This is a genomic window from Kordia zhangzhouensis, assembly GCF_001005305.1.
Taxonomy (GTDB): domain Bacteria; phylum Bacteroidota; class Bacteroidia; order Flavobacteriales; family Flavobacteriaceae; genus Kordia; species Kordia zhangzhouensis.
Genome location: NZ_LBMH01000002.1, coordinates 1 through 16,800, shown reverse-complemented (window position 1 = coordinate 16,800; position 16,800 = coordinate 1). Strand labels below are relative to the sequence as shown.

At 32.9% G+C, this 16,800-nt stretch carries 15 protein-coding genes; 7 read left to right on the top strand and 8 right to left on the bottom strand.

Annotated elements, in window-relative coordinates; all coding sequences use genetic code 11:
• The 3 genes from AA088_RS01645 to AA088_RS01635 form a co-directional block, all read right to left on the bottom strand.
• Complete coding sequence (locus AA088_RS01645; RefSeq protein ID WP_046743219.1) at positions 1-1,218, bottom strand: lanthionine synthetase LanC family protein; 1,218 nt, start codon at positions 1,216-1,218, stop codon at positions 1-3.
• 136 nt (positions 1,219-1,354) lie between these two features.
• Complete coding sequence (locus AA088_RS01640; protein ID WP_046743218.1) at positions 1,355-2,164, bottom strand: tetratricopeptide repeat protein; 810 nt, start codon at positions 2,162-2,164, stop codon at positions 1,355-1,357.
• On the bottom strand, positions 2,161-2,718 hold the full coding sequence (locus tag AA088_RS01635; protein WP_046743217.1) for an RNA polymerase sigma factor: 558 nt from the start codon (positions 2,716-2,718) through the stop codon (positions 2,161-2,163). Before AA088_RS01635 ends, AA088_RS01640 begins: the two co-directional genes overlap by 4 nt.
• A 499-nt stretch (positions 2,719-3,217) precedes the next feature.
• On the opposite strand from AA088_RS01635, the gene AA088_RS01625 reads away from it, so the two are divergent.
• Positions 3,218-4,546 carry a S8 family serine peptidase gene (locus AA088_RS01625; RefSeq protein WP_046743215.1) on the top strand — a complete coding sequence of 443 codons (1,329 nt, stop codon included), beginning with the start codon at positions 3,218-3,220 and terminating at the stop codon, positions 4,544-4,546.
• A 199-nt stretch (positions 4,547-4,745) separates the two neighbouring features.
• Positions 4,746-7,508: a CHAT domain-containing protein gene (locus AA088_RS01620; RefSeq protein WP_082106511.1), complete on the top strand. Its 2,763-nt coding sequence runs from the start codon at positions 4,746-4,748 to the stop codon at positions 7,506-7,508.
• Positions 7,509-7,511: 3 nt separating this feature from the next.
• Here the strand turns inward: AA088_RS01620 and AA088_RS01615 are convergent, their stop codons facing one another.
• Positions 7,512-8,462 (bottom strand): NAD-dependent epimerase/dehydratase family protein, encoded by a 951-nt coding sequence (locus AA088_RS01615; RefSeq protein ID WP_046743213.1) that lies wholly within the window; start codon positions 8,460-8,462, stop codon positions 7,512-7,514.
• A 201-nt stretch (positions 8,463-8,663) separates the two neighbouring features.
• Here AA088_RS01615 and AA088_RS01610 point away from each other — a divergent pair, with 201 nt between their 5' ends.
• The 3 genes from AA088_RS01610 to AA088_RS01600 all read left to right on the top strand — a co-directional run bounded on the left by AA088_RS01610 (position 8,664) and on the right by AA088_RS01600 (position 11,993).
• Positions 8,664-9,308, top strand: coding sequence for a hypothetical protein (locus AA088_RS01610; RefSeq protein ID WP_046743212.1), 645 nt, complete (start codon positions 8,664-8,666; stop codon positions 9,306-9,308).
• Positions 9,309-9,311: 3 nt separating this feature from the next.
• Positions 9,312-9,833, top strand: a complete 522-nt coding sequence (locus AA088_RS01605; RefSeq protein WP_046743508.1) for a nuclear transport factor 2 family protein — start codon at positions 9,312-9,314, stop codon at positions 9,831-9,833.
• 96 nt (positions 9,834-9,929) lie between these two features.
• On the top strand, positions 9,930-11,993 hold the full coding sequence (locus tag AA088_RS01600) for a M13 family metallopeptidase (RefSeq protein ID WP_046743211.1): 2,064 nt from the start codon (positions 9,930-9,932) through the stop codon (positions 11,991-11,993).
• Between the two features lie 53 nt (positions 11,994-12,046).
• On the opposite strand, the gene AA088_RS01595 is transcribed toward AA088_RS01600, so the two are convergent.
• The gene (locus tag AA088_RS01595) at positions 12,047-14,329 is read right to left on the bottom strand and encodes a M28 family peptidase (RefSeq protein WP_046743210.1); all 2,283 of its coding nucleotides are present in this window, start codon (positions 14,327-14,329) and stop codon (positions 12,047-12,049) included.
• 122 nt (positions 14,330-14,451) lie between these two features.
• On the opposite strand from AA088_RS01595, the gene AA088_RS01590 reads away from it, so the two are divergent.
• A complete protein-coding gene (locus AA088_RS01590) occupies positions 14,452-14,922 on the top strand; it encodes a CBS domain-containing protein (RefSeq protein WP_046743209.1) in 471 nt (156 codons plus the stop codon).
• Positions 14,923-15,272: 350 nt separating this feature from the next.
• On the opposite strand, the gene AA088_RS01585 is transcribed toward AA088_RS01590, so the two are convergent.
• Genes AA088_RS01585 through AA088_RS01575 form a run of 3 tightly spaced genes read right to left on the bottom strand, consistent with a single transcriptional unit; the run spans position 15,273 to position 16,456 of the window.
• Positions 15,273-15,569 carry a hypothetical protein gene (locus AA088_RS01585; RefSeq protein ID WP_046743208.1) on the bottom strand — a complete coding sequence of 99 codons (297 nt, stop codon included), beginning with the start codon at positions 15,567-15,569 and terminating at the stop codon, positions 15,273-15,275.
• 1 nt (position 15,570) lies between these two features.
• The gene (locus AA088_RS01580; protein WP_046743207.1) at positions 15,571-15,921 is read right to left on the bottom strand and encodes a hypothetical protein; all 351 of its coding nucleotides are present in this window, start codon (positions 15,919-15,921) and stop codon (positions 15,571-15,573) included.
• Position 15,922: 1 nt separating this feature from the next.
• The gene (locus AA088_RS01575; RefSeq protein ID WP_046743206.1) at positions 15,923-16,456 is read right to left on the bottom strand and encodes a GNAT family N-acetyltransferase; all 534 of its coding nucleotides are present in this window, start codon (positions 16,454-16,456) and stop codon (positions 15,923-15,925) included.
• A 185-nt stretch (positions 16,457-16,641) separates the two neighbouring features.
• Here AA088_RS01575 and AA088_RS01570 point away from each other — a divergent pair.
• Positions 16,642-16,800 (top strand): single-stranded DNA-binding protein (locus tag AA088_RS01570; protein WP_046743205.1); only part of this gene is annotated, 159 nt, incomplete at its 3' end.

Genomic DNA, 16,800 nt, shown 5'->3' with positions numbered 1-16,800 from the left:
TTAGCTTATCATTAAACATTCGTCCCAATTCGTATTGTATTCTGCCAAATAATCAAGAATAGTCAATCCAATCCCTGCTATACCTTCTAGAAGTGAAACTTCAGGTTCCCAGCTTTTGTCGACTCCTTTCCATTGTTTATAGCCAGCGAAACCATCTTCATGGGTCGCTCTATTAATTCCGTCTTGCATCCAAAATTCGAACGCCTCTTTAAATTCCTCTTCACCAGTTTCTTTGTACATTCTGAAAAACATTTGTGCATTTCCGTATGAGCCGTGGCAAACACCTGCGTCTCGCACCAAACTGTCTTCTACTTTGGTTCTTTTGGCAGAATGTTTTAATACTTCTAATGCTGTATTTGCAAGTTCTTTATCATTGAGTGTTTTGGAAGCAAACCAAAAACGTATGGCAACTCCCAGATCGCCGTAACACCAAGCCAAACGACTTTGTCCATTTTCATCTTCCTTATTATCAGTAACCCAACTAGGAAAAATAGAAAACGGATTTTCTTCTTCGCTTTTAAAGCTTAGTATATAGTTTATAGCTCCTTTCAACATTGGTTCAGACGCTTCTTTGAAATCGTCAAATACATGAAGTTTGGTCAAGATTCCAACAATACTAGACATACCGTGCGAAAGACTCAAATTATACCCTCTTTCTTTAGTTTCAATGCTCAATTCTGATTCCCACTTTATTTTGCCATTTCCATCATCTTCAGACATGTCTTTCAATAAATCTAAAAACTCAAAAAGAATTGTTTTGTATTTTTCTTTAAGTTCTTCTGATTTGGTATTTCTGTAACGATTTAGGAAATAAAAAGCATATCCGATAGCACCATGTAAAAAGTCATAGTTGCCGTTTTTCATGTCGGTTACCATAAAAGTATGGATGTATTGATCTAGTTCAGGAAGCAAATCGTCATTATCAGCATCCATAAATTCTTCCTGCTCTAGGTGGTCTAAAACCCAACCTGCACCTGCAATTCCTGTACAAAATGTTGGATAGCTATATCCTTCATTGATTTTATCAATGCAATCCGTTAGCATTTCTACACCAATATCAGCATGATCGTCAATATCTAGGTACTTTGAATAATAAAACTCAAATAAAGAAATACCGGAAAGTCCTGCTAGTACACCTATTTGAGTTTCTTCTTTGTATTTGGATTTAATGATTTGGTCAATTTCTTGCAACTTTTTTTCTAATAGCTCCTTATTCATAATTTTAAATAATTCAAGTTTTGGTTTACCTCAAATTAAAGGTTTTTTTTATACTATCACAAGTACAAATTGGAGTATATGTAATAAAAAAGCCGATTAGTTATCGAAATTTATAAAAAAGAGTAAGAATTCTAGGTTATTTTAATTTTTTGAGCAGTTCTTTTGCTTTTGAGTAATTAAAGTTGCTTGTGTTTTCTATAAGCATCGTTAATGTTTTTTTAGCATTTTTAGTGTCATTTTGTTTTAAATAGGTCAATGCTAAATACCAGTATGCTTTGTGATGATCGATTGCGTCACTTTGTAGTAAGGTATCGAAAGTTTGAATGGCTTCATGGCTATTGTCAAGCTCTAAGTAAGAAACGCCAATATATAACTGAATTTTAGGGTCGTATGTTGTGTTATTTTGTTCATAATCTTTAAAAATTTCTAAAGCTTCTTTATATTTCTTTTGACGAAATAATGTTTCGGCTTTCGCTAATTTGTTTTCGGAATCACTTTTGGTTTGAAAAGAAGGTAATGAACTCCAATCATGATAACGTTCAAATGCTTGTTCAGCAGTAAGTGAAGGAAGGAAAGAAAAATATAACAAAGTACACACGGCAGCTACTGCAACAGCACTGGCAATGTATTGAAAATAAGTTCTCTTTTTTGGAATCTTCGTTTCTGTTTCTCTTTTTTGAATTGAACGAATCTTGCCTGATAAATTAACAACGTCTTCTGCTTTAAATTCACGAGCTAGAGCTTTTATTTCTTCAATAGAAGCACTACTTTTTACGGTCCATTGTTTTTCGTTATACACATGATCTATTGACTGAAAAGTATTGACAAAATCTGCTAGTTCAGGATTTTCTTTAAGCATTTTTTCAAATGCTTCTTTTTCCGTCGGACTCATTTCATTGTTTAAGAAACGACTCATTTCATGGTATGTACTATCGTCAAAACTCATAATTTCTTTATTCTGGAAAATTTTATGTCTTCCTGTATCAACTTAGTTAATTTGGCTTTACATTTAAAAACACGTTGCCTTGCTACTACTTTAGAAGCATACGAAAATGTGTCAACAATTTCTTCATACGAAGTTCCATTAAACAAGAGAGTTAAAATTTTTCGACAATTTTCAGAAAGTAATTGAAACTTCTCTATATATAATTCCCATTGCTCTTGCTCTAGTAATGCCATTGCATTTTCTGTGTGTTTGTCCTCTAGTTCAATAACCTCTGGTTTTGTTACCCGTTTTTTGTTCAATTCGCGTCGCCATAAGTTTTTACAGGTTGTAAACAAATATGCTTCGAATGAAGATTTTATAATGAGCTCTCTTTTTTTGAGTCGAACATATAGTTGAATCAAAGCATTATGGAATATATCTTCTGCATCAGTAGAGTCGCCTTTATTTTGTAGTACAAATTTTTTGACCTTTAAGAAAAACCGATCGTAAATTTCTTGCAAAACATTTTTATCTCCAGTGAGGAGACCTTCAGTAAAATAGGAATCATTTGACATAAAAATAGGGTTCACTAAATACTGTTCTAAATTTAATGAAATAAATCGGGTAACAAAACTTATCATTTCTAACTATCTCATGAATTGATTTATTTCCAGGCGAAATTTGAAAAGTTTTTTCAAAAAGAAAAGGAATCAACCAACGGCCAATACCATGTTAGTATGAAAAAAAATAATCTCAGTGCGTTTTGTTTGTTATTACTAAGGTCTTTTACAAGACAATTTTTCTGGAAGCAACCGAAGATTAAAATTTATAATGCAAGCAACATACATGTTCCCCTTACAGAATATAGTTTTGATAAAATCTTCATTAAAACTTTTAAAAATAATCACATTGAAAACCAATCAATTACCATATATTGAAACGATGATTCAGTATAATTAGTTGTAGAATAATATAATAATGCAAGAAAATTTTAGTCGGCTATAAACGGCTAAAAATTTTATATACCTAAACCGTAATCACAAATATCCTTAGTATTAATTTAAACTTAAAAACATGAAAAAAGTAGTAGTATTCTGTTATGTTTTAGTATTGACAACGCTTGTTGCATGTCATGAAGAAACACTAAATCAAGAAAAAACTGAATTTGCAAAAGAAACTCAACTTACCATAAAAGGAGGAAGCAATACCGCAGAAAATACAGAAGGAAATGAACTTGTCATTTTGTATCCTGACGGAACAACTGAAGCTGAAAAGGTTTTGAAAAGAGCCGAATATAATATTGAATCGTATAAAAAATGTGAATGTGCCGATCCTCATTTGGAACTTTGGATTTTTAGTAAAAGTGAAGCAAGCGGCGGCGGATTGGAAGATAAAAAAGCAACCGCTAGAGCCGATGAAGAAATTGAAGGAGCCGAATATAACCCTAATATTCGTATACAAGAAGAATTTTTTGTTGACTATGGAGGCTTTGGAAGTACAGACGATGCATTACTCAAAAGAGTGGCAAGTAATCAAGGAGTTACTGTTGCTGTACTTGATACAGGAATAATGTATGATTATGAGGGTTTTACCCAATCATTTTTATACAATAGTAGCAATGATGCATGTACAGATAATGGCTATCAAGAACTGTTTGGGTGGAATTTTGTAGATGAGAATAATAACCCGTATGATAATCATTATGGCAGACATGGAACGATGGTTTCTTCCTTTATTACATCTACATTGGACAATGCAAATGTTAATTATCAAATTCTGCCAGTAAAAGTAGCCGATCAAACGGGGAATATTCGTTATTTTGATGCGCTGTGTGGATTTCAATATGCTGCAAACAAGGCAGATGTCGACATTATTAATATGAGTTTTGGATGGTATACCTACGAACGCGAACTCATGGAAAAATTCATCAATGATGCTCCGCATGTATTAGTTATTACTTCTGCTGGAAATGATAGTATTAATAATGATAATTTTCCACATTATCCATCTTCATATGAATCTGACAACCTTTTAGCAATTGCTTCACTTTCAAGTAATGGTTCGCAGCCAGGAGGAAGCAATATAAATCAACCTGCCGATTTATTTTTAAATCCTTATGGAGGAAATTCGGGGAGTAGCAATTCAGCACTGGCGATTTTTTCTAACCGAGGAGTGCTATCAGTTGATATTGCTGCCACAGGAGAATATATTCCATTTACATACAACAATGAAGTTGTATATGTAAGCGGAACGTCTTATGCAGCCGCTTTTGCGTCAGGATATAGCGGTACACTGTCACAAAATGGTATGTCGGGTGTTTTTCTAAAAAACATGGTTATTGAAAGTAGTATATACAATAGTAATTTATATGAAATTCAATACGCAAAACATATTCCGCATTGATTTATAGTTTAAATTAGGTTTAGGTAATCTTGCATTTAGACTATTAACAAAGAGGAGTTTCGCCAACTCCTCTTTTATTTCTATATATAGTTGTCATTTTTTGTAAATCATACTAAGGTTTTATAGATGAATAACATGCGAAAGTTGCTAATTATTTTATAGATTTATAATTATTGCCTAAAAACTGTATTCTGTATTTATGACTATTACTCGCCTACAAACCAATATATTGTATGCAATCTGTTTTTTCTTGATATGTATGAATAATATTCATGCACAAACTCAAGAAGTCACTTTATACTATGAAGAATATATTCAGAAGAATGAAGTAAGCTTTGAAGAAAAAGAACAATTAGTAGATAGTTTACTAAAAGTACCCAATGCTTCTGTAGATTCGCTGAAGTTAGCTCAACTTTATTACAAATTCTCAGCAAAAGACTGGAAATCTAATTTAAAGCGCTCTATTTTTTATGCTGATAAGGCAATAGCAATTGCAAACAATTTAGGAACTTATGATGATGAAGTATTTGTAAAAATACATTACAATAAAACACTTTTTTTAGTAACTGATCAACAATACTACAAAGCATTAAAAAATAGTAATCGCTACTTACAACTCTATAAAAAAGAAGACCAAAGATTGGGCAAGCTTTATCGGTTGCGTGGCGACATATATACTGATCTTGGAGATTTTGAAAATGCAATTGCAAATTACGACAAATCCATCTACCTACTAAAAAAGAATGAAGAAGATAAAGACCTGTTAAAAACATACATCAACAAGCTAAAAACGCTTATTGAGATGTTTGTAGATGCTACAGATCAAGAACATATTACTAAAATTCAAACAGTAATTAAAGAGTTAGATGCCATACAAGAAAAATATGAAGCGAATGATTCTGATAAAGCTGCAATCAATTTGAATAAAGGTGTTTTTTATGATTTGATTCGACATAAAGACAAGGCCATTGACTTTTACACTGAAGCTTTGCGAGTAAATACAATGTATGACGATTCAACAAACATTGCAAAAAATGTAATTAACTTAGGGAGTGTTTACAAAAATAATGGAGAACTAGAAGAAGCTAAAAAACAATTACTAAAAGCTCAAAAAATCACTAAGAATCTTCCTTTCTTATCGTCGATGGTTTTCAATAATCTTGCAGATATATATCAAAAAGAAAACAATCATGAAAAGGCAATAATTCATTACCAAAATGCAATCACGCAAGCGCTACATTCAGAAACTCTTGATTTTCAAAAACTACCTTCGTTTGAAACAATTGAATTGTCACCTAACAAATTAGATGTTTTAGGATATCTTATTGATAAAGCAAACGGTTGGATTGCTTATTATGAAGCTAAAAACAACAATCAGTATCTGCAAAATGCATTACAAACATTTATACTTGCAGATAAACTAATTGATATTATTTACATTGAGAGTCGAGAAGATCTATCTAAACTCTTTTGGCGCAAAAAGAGTGCAACATTTTACCCAAAGGCTGTAGAGGTTTGTTATCTTTTGAAAGAACCTTCAAAAGCGTTTTTTTTCATGGAAAAAAATAAAGCGATGTTGTTGTTAGAAAATATGACTGATGCTTCTGCCAAACGAATCTCAAAATTGCCAGAATATGTTTTAGAAAGAGAACAAGAACTAATTAAAAACATAAAAACGTTAGCTTCAGAAATACAATCCTATAACCAAAATCAAGCTCATGAAATAGATGTTTTAAAAAATAAACTCTTTCACTATAAAAAAGAATACAACGGTTTTCTCGATTCGTTAGAGTTTCATTATCCTAAATACTACAATTATAAAAAAAACATCAACATTATATCCCTAGAAGAAGCGCAAAGCAATCTACAAAGTGAGGAAATGATATTACAGTATATCATTGGTAAAGAAAAGGGTTTTGTAGGGTTAATTACATCTAAAAATAGTATTATAAAAGAGTTGAACGATATCAATAAATTAACACAACTAATTAATCAATATAGAAATGCAGTTTCCCAACCCTTTCTCAATATAAAAGACAAGGAAATCTATGAGCAACTAGCTCAAAATTTGTATCAACAATTAATTCCGTTTGAAACAATACATAAATTTCAACAAAAACGAATTACAATTATAGCAGATGGTTTATTGCAATACATTCCATTTGAAGCCTTGCTTACAAAGAACAAAGAATATGTAATAAAAGACACAGAAATCAATTACAATTATTCGCTTTCTTCTGCAGCACAAGCTAGAAAAAATGTAGTAAAAATTGACAAAGAGTTTATTGCGATAGCTCCTACGAGATTTAAAGAAAATCAGTATGAAAAACTAGCAACTAGTACAGACGAACTGCAAAAACTCTCCCGTATTTTTAATGCAGATTATTTTCAATTTGATCAAGCAACTAAAGATCGATTTTCAAAAGCATACGGTCACTACAAAATCATTCATTTATCTACGCATGGCGGAATTGATAACACAATTCCTTGGGTTGCTTTTTATGACGAAAAAATGACATTAGACGAATTGTATTTTACCAAAGATCAGTCAGAATTAGTGGTGTTAAGTGCTTGTAAAACTTCCGATGGAGAGCTCAAAAAAGGAGAAGGAGTGATGAGTTTAGCAAGAGGTTTTTTTAATGCTGGAGCAAAAAGTGTAGTATCATCTCTTTGGGATATCAATGAAAAAGCTAGTAATGAAATTATTCAAGAGTTTTACAAAAATCTAGAAAAAGGACATTCAAAATCGGCAGCATTACAAAAAGCAAAATGGGCTTATATAAAAAATCATGAGTACACAAGTGAGGCTTCTCCATATTATTGGAGTGCATTAACAATAACAGGTGAAACAGCTCCTATTTACAAAGGAAATACTAAGTTTCTTTTGTATTTATTAGGAAGTGTATTCCTTAGCGGAGCAGCGCTGTTGTTTTATTTAAAAAAGAAAAGAAAAACCACGTAACTATTACACCAATACTTTTTGTAGGTTGGTAATCATTTCTAAAACAATCGCTTTCATATCAAATTGAGCAGACCAATTCCAATCACTTGAAGCTGCTGAATCATCAATACTTTCAGGCCAAGTATCAGCAATTTGTTGTCTAAAATCAGGTTCATAACGCACTACAAATTCCGGAAGTAATTGTTGAATGGCTTCAGATAATTCTTTTGGAGTAAAACTTGTAGCAGCAATATTATATGACGATCGAACTTTAATCGTTTCCGAATGGGCATTCATAATATCAATTGTAGCACGTACTGCATCGTCCATAAACATCATTGGAAGTGCAGTATCTTCTTTTAAAAAGCAAGTATATTGCCCATGTTTAATTGCTTCATGGAAAATCTCTACAGCATAATCAGTAGTACCGCCGCCTGGATTGGCTTTCCAGCTTATGATTCCTGGATATCGAATGCTACGAACATCTACTCCATAATTTTTATGATAATATTCACACCAACGTTCACCAGCAAGCTTACTAATTCCATAAACGGTTGAAGGTTCCATGATGGTATGTTGAGGTGTGTTTACTTTAGGAGAATTTTTTCCAAAAACAGCAATAGAACTTGGCCAAAAAACTTTTTGTATGACTCGTTCTTTAGCTAAATTCAATACATGCAATAAAGAGTTCATATTGAGATCCCATGCAAATTCAGGATTTTTCTCTGCAGTAGCAGAAAGCAAAGCTGCCATCAAATATACATCCGTTATTTCATGTTTTTCAACACACACTTTAATCGCTTCTTTATCACGTGCGTCCAAGAGTTCAAAAGCTCCGTGTGCAAACACTTCATTATCACTTTTTCGAATATCTGAAGCGACAACGTTAGCAACTCCATACGTGTTTCGTAAAGCGGTTGTAAGCTCTGTTCCTATTTGACCGCAAGCTCCAATAATTAAGACTTTTGTACTCATTGGTGAATGATAAATGATGAATACAAATATAGAGAATTCTATTTCTAGCGAATGTGAAAAATTAAACTAAATAGCACATATAATGATAAATTCATAAAATACAAGGCATTAGCATGGTAAACTTTGTTAAAAATACAGTCAAACCTAAAAAACTAGCTATATTTGTCTTTATCATTTTTAATCCTAGTTGTTGAAACATTAATGAAGAAGATTATCCTATCCGTTTTTGTGGTATGCTCTTTTATAGCGTGCAAAGAAGAGCCACAAGCAACACGTGCTGAACAAACTGAAACACAAGAAGAATATCTTGCTAAAAATAAACTAACTATTCCTGCAAAAGGGAAACTTCAAGAATTGACACCATCACAAAAAAAACTGGTACAAGATTGGCTTGAGTTCAAAACAGTACATGAAAACATGAAACTTATTAATTCGAGTACTCGTTTTGCTATTATTGAAGATTTGGGTCAATTAGCGGCTAATATTGATGATTTGGAAGAAAAAAAGCATCCTCAAAATTTGAATGCAAATCAAATCCGAAGTCGTTTTTTGGTCTTAAAAACAAAAGCCTTAAAACTACAAGATGATGCTACCGACGATAGTATTTCAAATGAATTTATAGAAAAGGAAATTGTAAAAATGAATCAAGTGTTTAACTCTATAACATATCAAATTTCACAAGCATCAAAACTTGATATGAAACCTGAAGAAATTCTTGGAAATACCTTAAAAGCAACAGGCACAATTCAAACGGAAAAGGAAAACAATGTCAAAGAGCAAAAACCAGTAGAGAAATATCAAAATACCCAAAAAACAGTTCAAGAAGTAAAAAAACAAAACCCATAAGTGTTGAAAAAAATCACCTTCCTTTTAATTCTGTGTCTAATCACTGCATGTAACACAGAAAAAGCACGTCAAAAAGTAGAAGAGTTTCGTCTTTCAAAGGATAAAACGGAAATCAATGTGCTCATAGATGCTTGGCATGCAGCAGCAGCAGCGGCAAAATATGAAGACTACTTTTCTAAAATGACCAATGATGCCATCTTTATTGGAACAGATGCGACTGAAAATTGGAAAAATGAAGAATTTAAAAAGTTTTCAAAGCCATATTTTGATAAAGGAAAAGCATGGAGCTTTACCTCTCTTCAACGAAATGTATTTATATCACAATATGGAGATATTGCTTGGTTTGACGAATTATTAGATACGCAAATGGAGTTATGTCGTGGCTCAGGGGTTGTAAAAAAACAAGAAGATGGAACATGGAAAATAGCACATTATGTCCTTTCAATTGCTATTCCAAACGAAAATGTCAAAGAAATTATAACACTTAAAAAAGAAAACGATTCAATTGTAAAGTCGAAACTATAAAAATCTTAAAATAATGTTAATGTGTTATGTAATAGTAACATAAATAGTATTCTTGATACTAAAATGAGTAAAACTAACTAAAAACGCAATCAAAAAATGAAAGCAAACACTTTGAAACTAGCACTTTGTTTCACGGCGAGTACACTTCTTTTTTCTTGTGATACCCAAAAAGAGGAGAAAGGAAAAGAAGTCGCGCAAATTCCAGGAATTAACTTGGAATATATGGACACTTCTGTAAGTCCAAAAGACGATTTTTATACGTATGTTAATGGAAAATGGATGGAAACTGCTGAAATTCCTGCCGATAGAAATTCATGGGGAGGATTTGCAGTTCTTCGTAAAAAAACAGACGCAGACGTATTAGCAATCATTGATGAAGCTAACAAAAGTGGGAAGTATACTGCAGATACTGATCAGGCAAAAGCGTTAATGATTTACAATTCAATTTTAGATACAGTTGCAAGAAATGAAGCAGGTATTAAGCCTTTGCAACCTACATTAGAAAAAATTGCAAGCATCAACTCTCTTGAAGAAATGCAAACAATCTTGGCTAAAAATCCAGCAACAATCTCTGCACCATTTATGTCATTATCGGCATTTGCAAATTTGAATGACAGTAGCATGAATGCAGCTTATGTTGGTGCAGGCGGATTAGGTTTGCCAGAAAGAGATTATTATTTGGATCAAGATGAAAAATCTATAGAAATTCGTGAAAAATACGTTGCACATATAGCGCGTATGTTACAGTTTTTAGGAGACGATAAAGACAAAGCAATCAAAGATGCAGAAACAGTTTTGGCATTGGAAACAAAACTGGCAGAGCCACGCTTAAACAAAGTTGAAAGTAGAGATGCACGCAACTTTAATAACCCTAGAACTGTGCAAGAATTGGTTGAAATGACACCAGCAATCAACTGGAATAAATTTATGGCTGATCTTGAAATTAAGAAAGTAGATACTTTGATTGTAACGCAACCTAAATACATGCGAGCATTGCAAGAAATTTTGACGAATGAAAGTATAGAAGATTTGAAAACCTTAGTTCGCTGGTCAACTCTTAATGGAGCTGCTGGGTTATTAACTACAGAAATTGACAGAGCTAATTGGGAGTTTTATTCTAAAGAACTTAATGGAACCGAAAAACAACGTGATGCAAAAGAACGTGCTTTGGCTACTGTAAATGGTTCTGTAGGAGAAGCAATCGGACAATTATATGTAGATGCTAAATTTCCTCCTGAAGCAAAAGAAAAAGCAGAGAAAATGATTGCAAACGTTATTGAAGCGTATAAAGATCGTATCAAGAACCTTGATTGGATGAGTCCTGAAACAAAAACTAAAGCAATTGAAAAACTAGATAAATTTACAGTAAAGATTGGATACCCTGATAAATGGGAAGATTACTCTACTTTAGATGTAAAAGAAAGTAACTCATACTTTGAAAATATGGTGGCAATTGGAAATTGGGCATTTAGAAAAAACTTAGATGAAATCAATGAGCCAGTGGACAAGACTAAATGGGGAATGTCACCACAAACGGTAAATGCTTACTTCAATCCGTTATTCAACGAAATCGTATTTCCTGCAGCAATTTTGCAGCCTCCTTTTTATAATTATCAAGCTGATGATGCTGTAAATTACGGAGGAATTGGCGCAGTGATTGGTCATGAAATTTCACATGCATTTGATGACTCTGGGGCGCGTTTTGATGCAGATGGAAACCTTACCAACTGGTGGACAGAAGATGATTTAAAGCAATTTACCGAAAGAGGAAATGCACTAGCAGATCAATATAGTGCTATCGAAGTATTGCCTGGCGTAAATATCAATGGAAAATATACACTTGGAGAAAATATTGGAGATCTTGGAGGTGTTTTGGGTGCGTATGATGGATTGCAACGTCATATGAAAGAAAATGGTCGTCCAGAAAAAATTGATGGATTTACACCTGAACAACGTTTTTTCCTTTCATGGGCAACTGTATGGCGAACTAAAATGAGAGAAGAAGCCTTACTTACACGTATCAAAACAGATACACACTCACCAGGACAATATAGAGCATATGTTCCTTTACAAAATATCGATGCTTTTTATGAAGCATTTGACGTTAAAGAAGGAGACAAAATGTATGTTGCTCCAGAAAAAAGAGTTCGTATTTGGTAATTATCAAAAACAGCATAAAAAAGCCTGAATATATATTCAGGCTTTTTTTTATTTTACAACTCAATAGTCTTTTTTACAATGACCGCATCGTTCAATACAAATGGTCGTGGCATCATATTTTTATCTCGTGGCGGAATAGAAAACAACGGATTATTCAATAAATCATAAGAAGCTTCATAAATAATCAACTGGGTTTTTGTACTAGGTTTTAATGTGAAAGAGACCTCCAAGGCTTCATTATCAGAAACGTAATAACTTATTAAACGATTGCTGCGCTTTGTAGGAACTTTTGTAAATGCTTCCCCATTCACAGTCATACTTTCAAAATCTTTTCCAGCACCAAAAACTTCCATGCGATTTACAGTTCGCTGTGGACAAACTTTAATTGTAACATGTCGCAAATCATTATAAATTGAATCTTGTACAGTTTCAATTTTTGGAAGTGGAACTGATTTAATTGGAGCGTCTTGTGTATATGTAAACCCAGCGCTATACTTACTGTCTATCACTTGAAGATTTTGTGATGTGTTCGATTCATCTTTAATATAATTTTGAGTCCAAGTGTCTAAAATGCGGTCATACGTTTTCCAAATGGCTTTATTTTGGTCAGCATCCAATAAATACACTAAACTATTTGGTTTTTGACGAGTTTCAGAAAAATCAGAAGTTGAATGCGCTTTTACAAAAGAAACAATAGCAAACAAAAAGAATGCATATGCGGTCCATTTTTTTCGTTTATACAATCCAAAGAAAGGCATCAGTAATCCTAAAATTAATACAATTAAAAAGGGAACAACAGCTAAAATTTTTAATCCTAAACCTACTGGAAATAATTTGATAAAAGGAACTAAAATAGCAACCGCAGGGATTCCTAATAGAGTCAATAAAAGAACAGAAGGTTTTTGTTGTTGTATAATAAGGATGAATACTGAAATTAAACTCAGCAAAACAGGGATAGCAATAAAACTAGCTCCTTCTAAATACAGCGCTGCCAATACAGTAATCACTACCCAGAAAAACAATGGTGCTATTGTAAGGTTTGCAGCAGTTACTTTCTTCTTAAATTTTTGATACGTGTAAAATGTTATACCTAATGATAGAAATGCAAATAAAATAATATATGTGTAGCCATTGTAGGTAAATCCGTGCTGTATTTCACTATACTGTGGATACAACCAATTAATTAGCTTCCAAGCCAAAATAGTAATTCCGCAACTTACAATTAGCGAAATAAGAAAGGGTGCAAAACCTAGTAAAATTCCTTTACTAGAAAGCATATTTTTTGAAAAACCGTACACAATTATTGCAATAAAAAGCAATATAATAACAATCAGCATAGGAAAAATCCACGAAAACGGATACGTGTGAAAACCAAAAGGAGTATTGAAATAAATCAAATCTTCATCAGTGTTCATTTGACTTAAATCTTGTTTTGAAAAATACGTTAACAAAGGCATTAAATACGAACCTTGATGTGTCAACGTATTAAAATCTAAGTTTTCTGGTGTGTCATTGGCGGTGTGATAATCAAAATGGTCATCAATGAACGCAAAATTAAATCCTTGAATATTTCCATCTTCTCTAAAAACTGTTAAATCAGTATCGTTTGGAAGCATTTTGTAAATGCTATAAGCAAGTGAGTTTCCTACAGGATATTGCAAGTTGGCATCTTTAAACGCTTTAATGAGTTTCGCATTTCCGTTATTAGTTTCAAGCAACATAATACTTGGTCCGCCGCTTCCACGAGCTTCAAAATTAAGCACCAAACCTACATCTTTTGTCCAAGGATGTTTATTTACGAATAATTCTGCACCATTCAAGCCTAATTCTTCCCCATCTGAAAGTAATAAGATAATATCATTTTCTGGTTGTTCACCTTTTGCTAGAAATGCACGAGTTCCTTCTAAAATAGTGGCTACACCACTTGCGGCATCACTAGCTCCAACTGCTGAATGTGGATCACTATCGTAATGTGACAATAATAAAAGCGCTTTGTTCGATTTTTTCCCTTTGATGCGAGCTAACACATTTTTAGGTTTTGAAATATTTCCAGAACTATCAAGGGTATAGCCTTCTTGAATTGTTGGTTCGAGCCCTAATTGCTTTAGTTCAGAAATTATATAATTTCGAACTGTTTCGTGAGCTTTTGAGCCTACATAATGAGGTTCTTTTGCAAGTTGATTTACATGCGCGAAAGCACGCACGGTTGAGAATGCTTCTTCAGGGACTTTATTTTCAGAAGTATTTTGTGGCATAACGCTTTTAAAACTAAAATATGCAGTAAGCGCAATTAGTAAAAAAGAGAAAAAAGTAAAGCGAGCTTTTGGAGTATTCATTTTAGTTTAGTTTCAGTCGTTTAAAAATACTAAAAAGTATACAGTAAATATGGGTGTAAAAGTTAATTTAGGTTAACTCGTTAAAAATGAGTAACTTTAGTAGAGACTAAATTGAATTTATTATGGGAATTAAAAGTTTTCAGGGAGCTCGTAAAGTACAAGCAAACATCTCAAAAAAAACCGAAGCATTTAAAGTAAGTGATTATATGACACGAAACTTAATCACGTTTTCTCCAGAACAAACTGTCGAAGAAGTAATTCAGAAGCTCATTCAACATAAAATATCTGGCGGACCTGTTGTGAATGAGAATAATGAACTCGTGGGAATTATTTCTGAAGGAGATTGTATCAAACAAATTTCGGACAGTCGCTATTATAATATGCCTTTTGAGCACAATAAAATTGAAGCACATATGGCGAAAGATGTAGAGACGATTGATGGAGAAACCAATATTTTTGATGCTGCAGATAAATTTATTCAATCAAAAAGAAGACGTTTTCCAATTGTAGAAAACGGAAAACTTGTAGGGCAGATTAGCCAAAAAGATATTTTAAAAGCTGCAATGAAATTGAAAGGGCAAAATTGGAAGTAATTTACAAACGGTTTTCAACTCGTATCATTGCTTTTGGTTCAACGGTGAGTAACAATTGTTGTGTTTTGATTTCAGATAAGGTTAGAACTCTGGAATCGGAGTAACTATCAATTGGGGTATCTAATTGTGTCTATTTTTTTATTCCCATTACCGCAATTTCTTCATCAAACTCTATAATTCGTTCGGTATATCGAGGCGTTTTATTGAAACCTAAAAAACTGACACTTTTTTTTAATACTCAAAGCATTTTATTCTTAGAACTTAAATAGGTTAAACACAAAGATGAACATTGCAAGACCTAGTAACAGTGCTATTGGAATGAGAAGTTCACTAAATTTCATAGGTTAGTTTTATTGTTTCTCAATTTCTGTTTCAATCTTTTTTATGTTTTCTTGTAATTGTTTCATTTTGGCCTCTCGTTCTTTTTTTTGAGCAGCATATACAGAGTCACGTTTCGCTTGTTCGGTAGCTTGTTGTAATTTCAAATCATTTTCACGCTGTTGCTGCATCGCTTTTTGATATAACTCTTGATTGGCTTTTTGTTGTTCGGCTTGAATGCGTTCTCTATTGTATTTTCGATACACACGAAACCCTACAATAGCTACAATTGCAATAGTAATTAATAGGCCATAAAATTTTGTTTTCATGCTATGAGCTTTTTTTGACTAATAAATAGCTGTCATTTTCTAGTGGTAAATAACCTTGATCGTATACATAATAATAAACAGCCTCAGCCTTAGTTACGTATATTGAAGTAAAGTACGTAAAATCAAAGCCTTTTTCCAAGAGTTTAGATTTTGAAATCTTTGTTTTTTGGTGCACGTTTAATTCTTCTAGAATGCGCCAATTTTTTCGGAGACGATTGTTAATATTACGAATCAAATTCTTTCCATCTTTATTCAGGCGATTGTTGAAAGCATTTCTACAATAATCACTGCAAAATTTTTTGTCGATACGACCTTTGAAGGAATCACCACATTCCATGCATTTTTTTTCCATATTAATTAGGATTTGTGATACTGTACCAACGCAGCATCATATTTTCAGGTTCATAATGAAAATCTTCAATATACTGAAGACCAATTTTTAATAATACTCGATGCGACGCTTCGTTATGTTGCTCTGTAATTCCATATACTGTTTTGAGTTGTAATGTATTCCACGCATAGTTTAAACACTCTTTAGAAGCTTCGGTAGCAAAGCCTTTTCCCCAGAATTTAGGACGTAACCGATAGCCAATATCATAAAAATTTGTGTGGTTATTAAACGTGTAATCTGAATACAACCGCAGTCCGCACCAACCAACAAACTCACTTGTATCTTTTGTTTCTACCGCCCAACGTCCTACACCACTTTCAGTATATTGTTGCTGTACATCTTTAATATATTTTAATGCTTCTTCCTTTTTGGTAATTGGTTTTTGACCTAAAAATTCATGAACTCTTGAGTCAGAATCCAATACAAATATTCCTTCAAGGTCATGCTCTGTAAGGTCTCTTATAATAAGGCGTTCAGTTTCTAAATGTATATTCATTTGTAAAGATAAGTTGCCTTCTAATATACTAATTATTCATTTACAAACGACTACAAATATTTGTAAACGAAAGTAAGTGCGTGGTAACCGAATAAAATTTGCAGGTCGTTTCATATTTGCAGTGTTGAATCAAAACAGCGATTCAATCATAAACAAATTATAAAACATATATAAAACTAGAAATTATGAACACATTACGCAACAGAGTACAGTTAATTGGAAATTTAGGGAGTGATCCAGAAATTATCAATTTGGAAGACGGGAAGAAGATTGCCAAGTTTTCAATTGCAACAAATGAAACTTACAAAAATGCACAGGGAGATAAGATTGAGAGCACCTGCTGG

What these genes read in the sequence shown, in the direction of transcription:
- AA088_RS01645 (WP_046743219.1), bottom strand. Translation starts at nt 1,218, where the DNA reads ATGAATAAGGAGCTATTAGAAAAAAAGTTGCAAGAAATTGACCAAATC.
- AA088_RS01640 (WP_046743218.1), bottom strand. Translation starts at nt 2,164, where the DNA reads ATGAGTTTTGACGATAGTACATACCATGAAATGAGTCGTTTCTTAAAC.
- AA088_RS01635 (WP_046743217.1), bottom strand. Translation starts at nt 2,718, where the DNA reads ATGTCAAATGATTCCTATTTTACTGAAGGTCTCCTCACTGGAGATAAA.
- AA088_RS01625 (WP_046743215.1), top strand. Translation starts at nt 3,218, where the DNA reads ATGAAAAAAGTAGTAGTATTCTGTTATGTTTTAGTATTGACAACGCTT.
- AA088_RS01620 (WP_082106511.1), top strand. Translation starts at nt 4,746, where the DNA reads ATGACTATTACTCGCCTACAAACCAATATATTGTATGCAATCTGTTTT.
- AA088_RS01615 (WP_046743213.1), bottom strand. Translation starts at nt 8,462, where the DNA reads ATGAGTACAAAAGTCTTAATTATTGGAGCTTGCGGTCAAATAGGAACA.
- AA088_RS01610 (WP_046743212.1), top strand. Translation starts at nt 8,664, where the DNA reads ATGAAGAAGATTATCCTATCCGTTTTTGTGGTATGCTCTTTTATAGCG.
- AA088_RS01600 (WP_046743211.1), top strand. Translation starts at nt 9,930, where the DNA reads ATGAAAGCAAACACTTTGAAACTAGCACTTTGTTTCACGGCGAGTACA.
- AA088_RS01595 (WP_046743210.1), bottom strand. Translation starts at nt 14,329, where the DNA reads ATGAATACTCCAAAAGCTCGCTTTACTTTTTTCTCTTTTTTACTAATT.
- AA088_RS01590 (WP_046743209.1), top strand. Translation starts at nt 14,452, where the DNA reads ATGGGAATTAAAAGTTTTCAGGGAGCTCGTAAAGTACAAGCAAACATC.
- AA088_RS01585 (WP_046743208.1), bottom strand. Translation starts at nt 15,569, where the DNA reads ATGAAAACAAAATTTTATGGCCTATTAATTACTATTGCAATTGTAGCT.
- AA088_RS01580 (WP_046743207.1), bottom strand. Translation starts at nt 15,921, where the DNA reads ATGGAAAAAAAATGCATGGAATGTGGTGATTCCTTCAAAGGTCGTATC.
- AA088_RS01575 (WP_046743206.1), bottom strand. Translation starts at nt 16,456, where the DNA reads ATGAATATACATTTAGAAACTGAACGCCTTATTATAAGAGACCTTACA.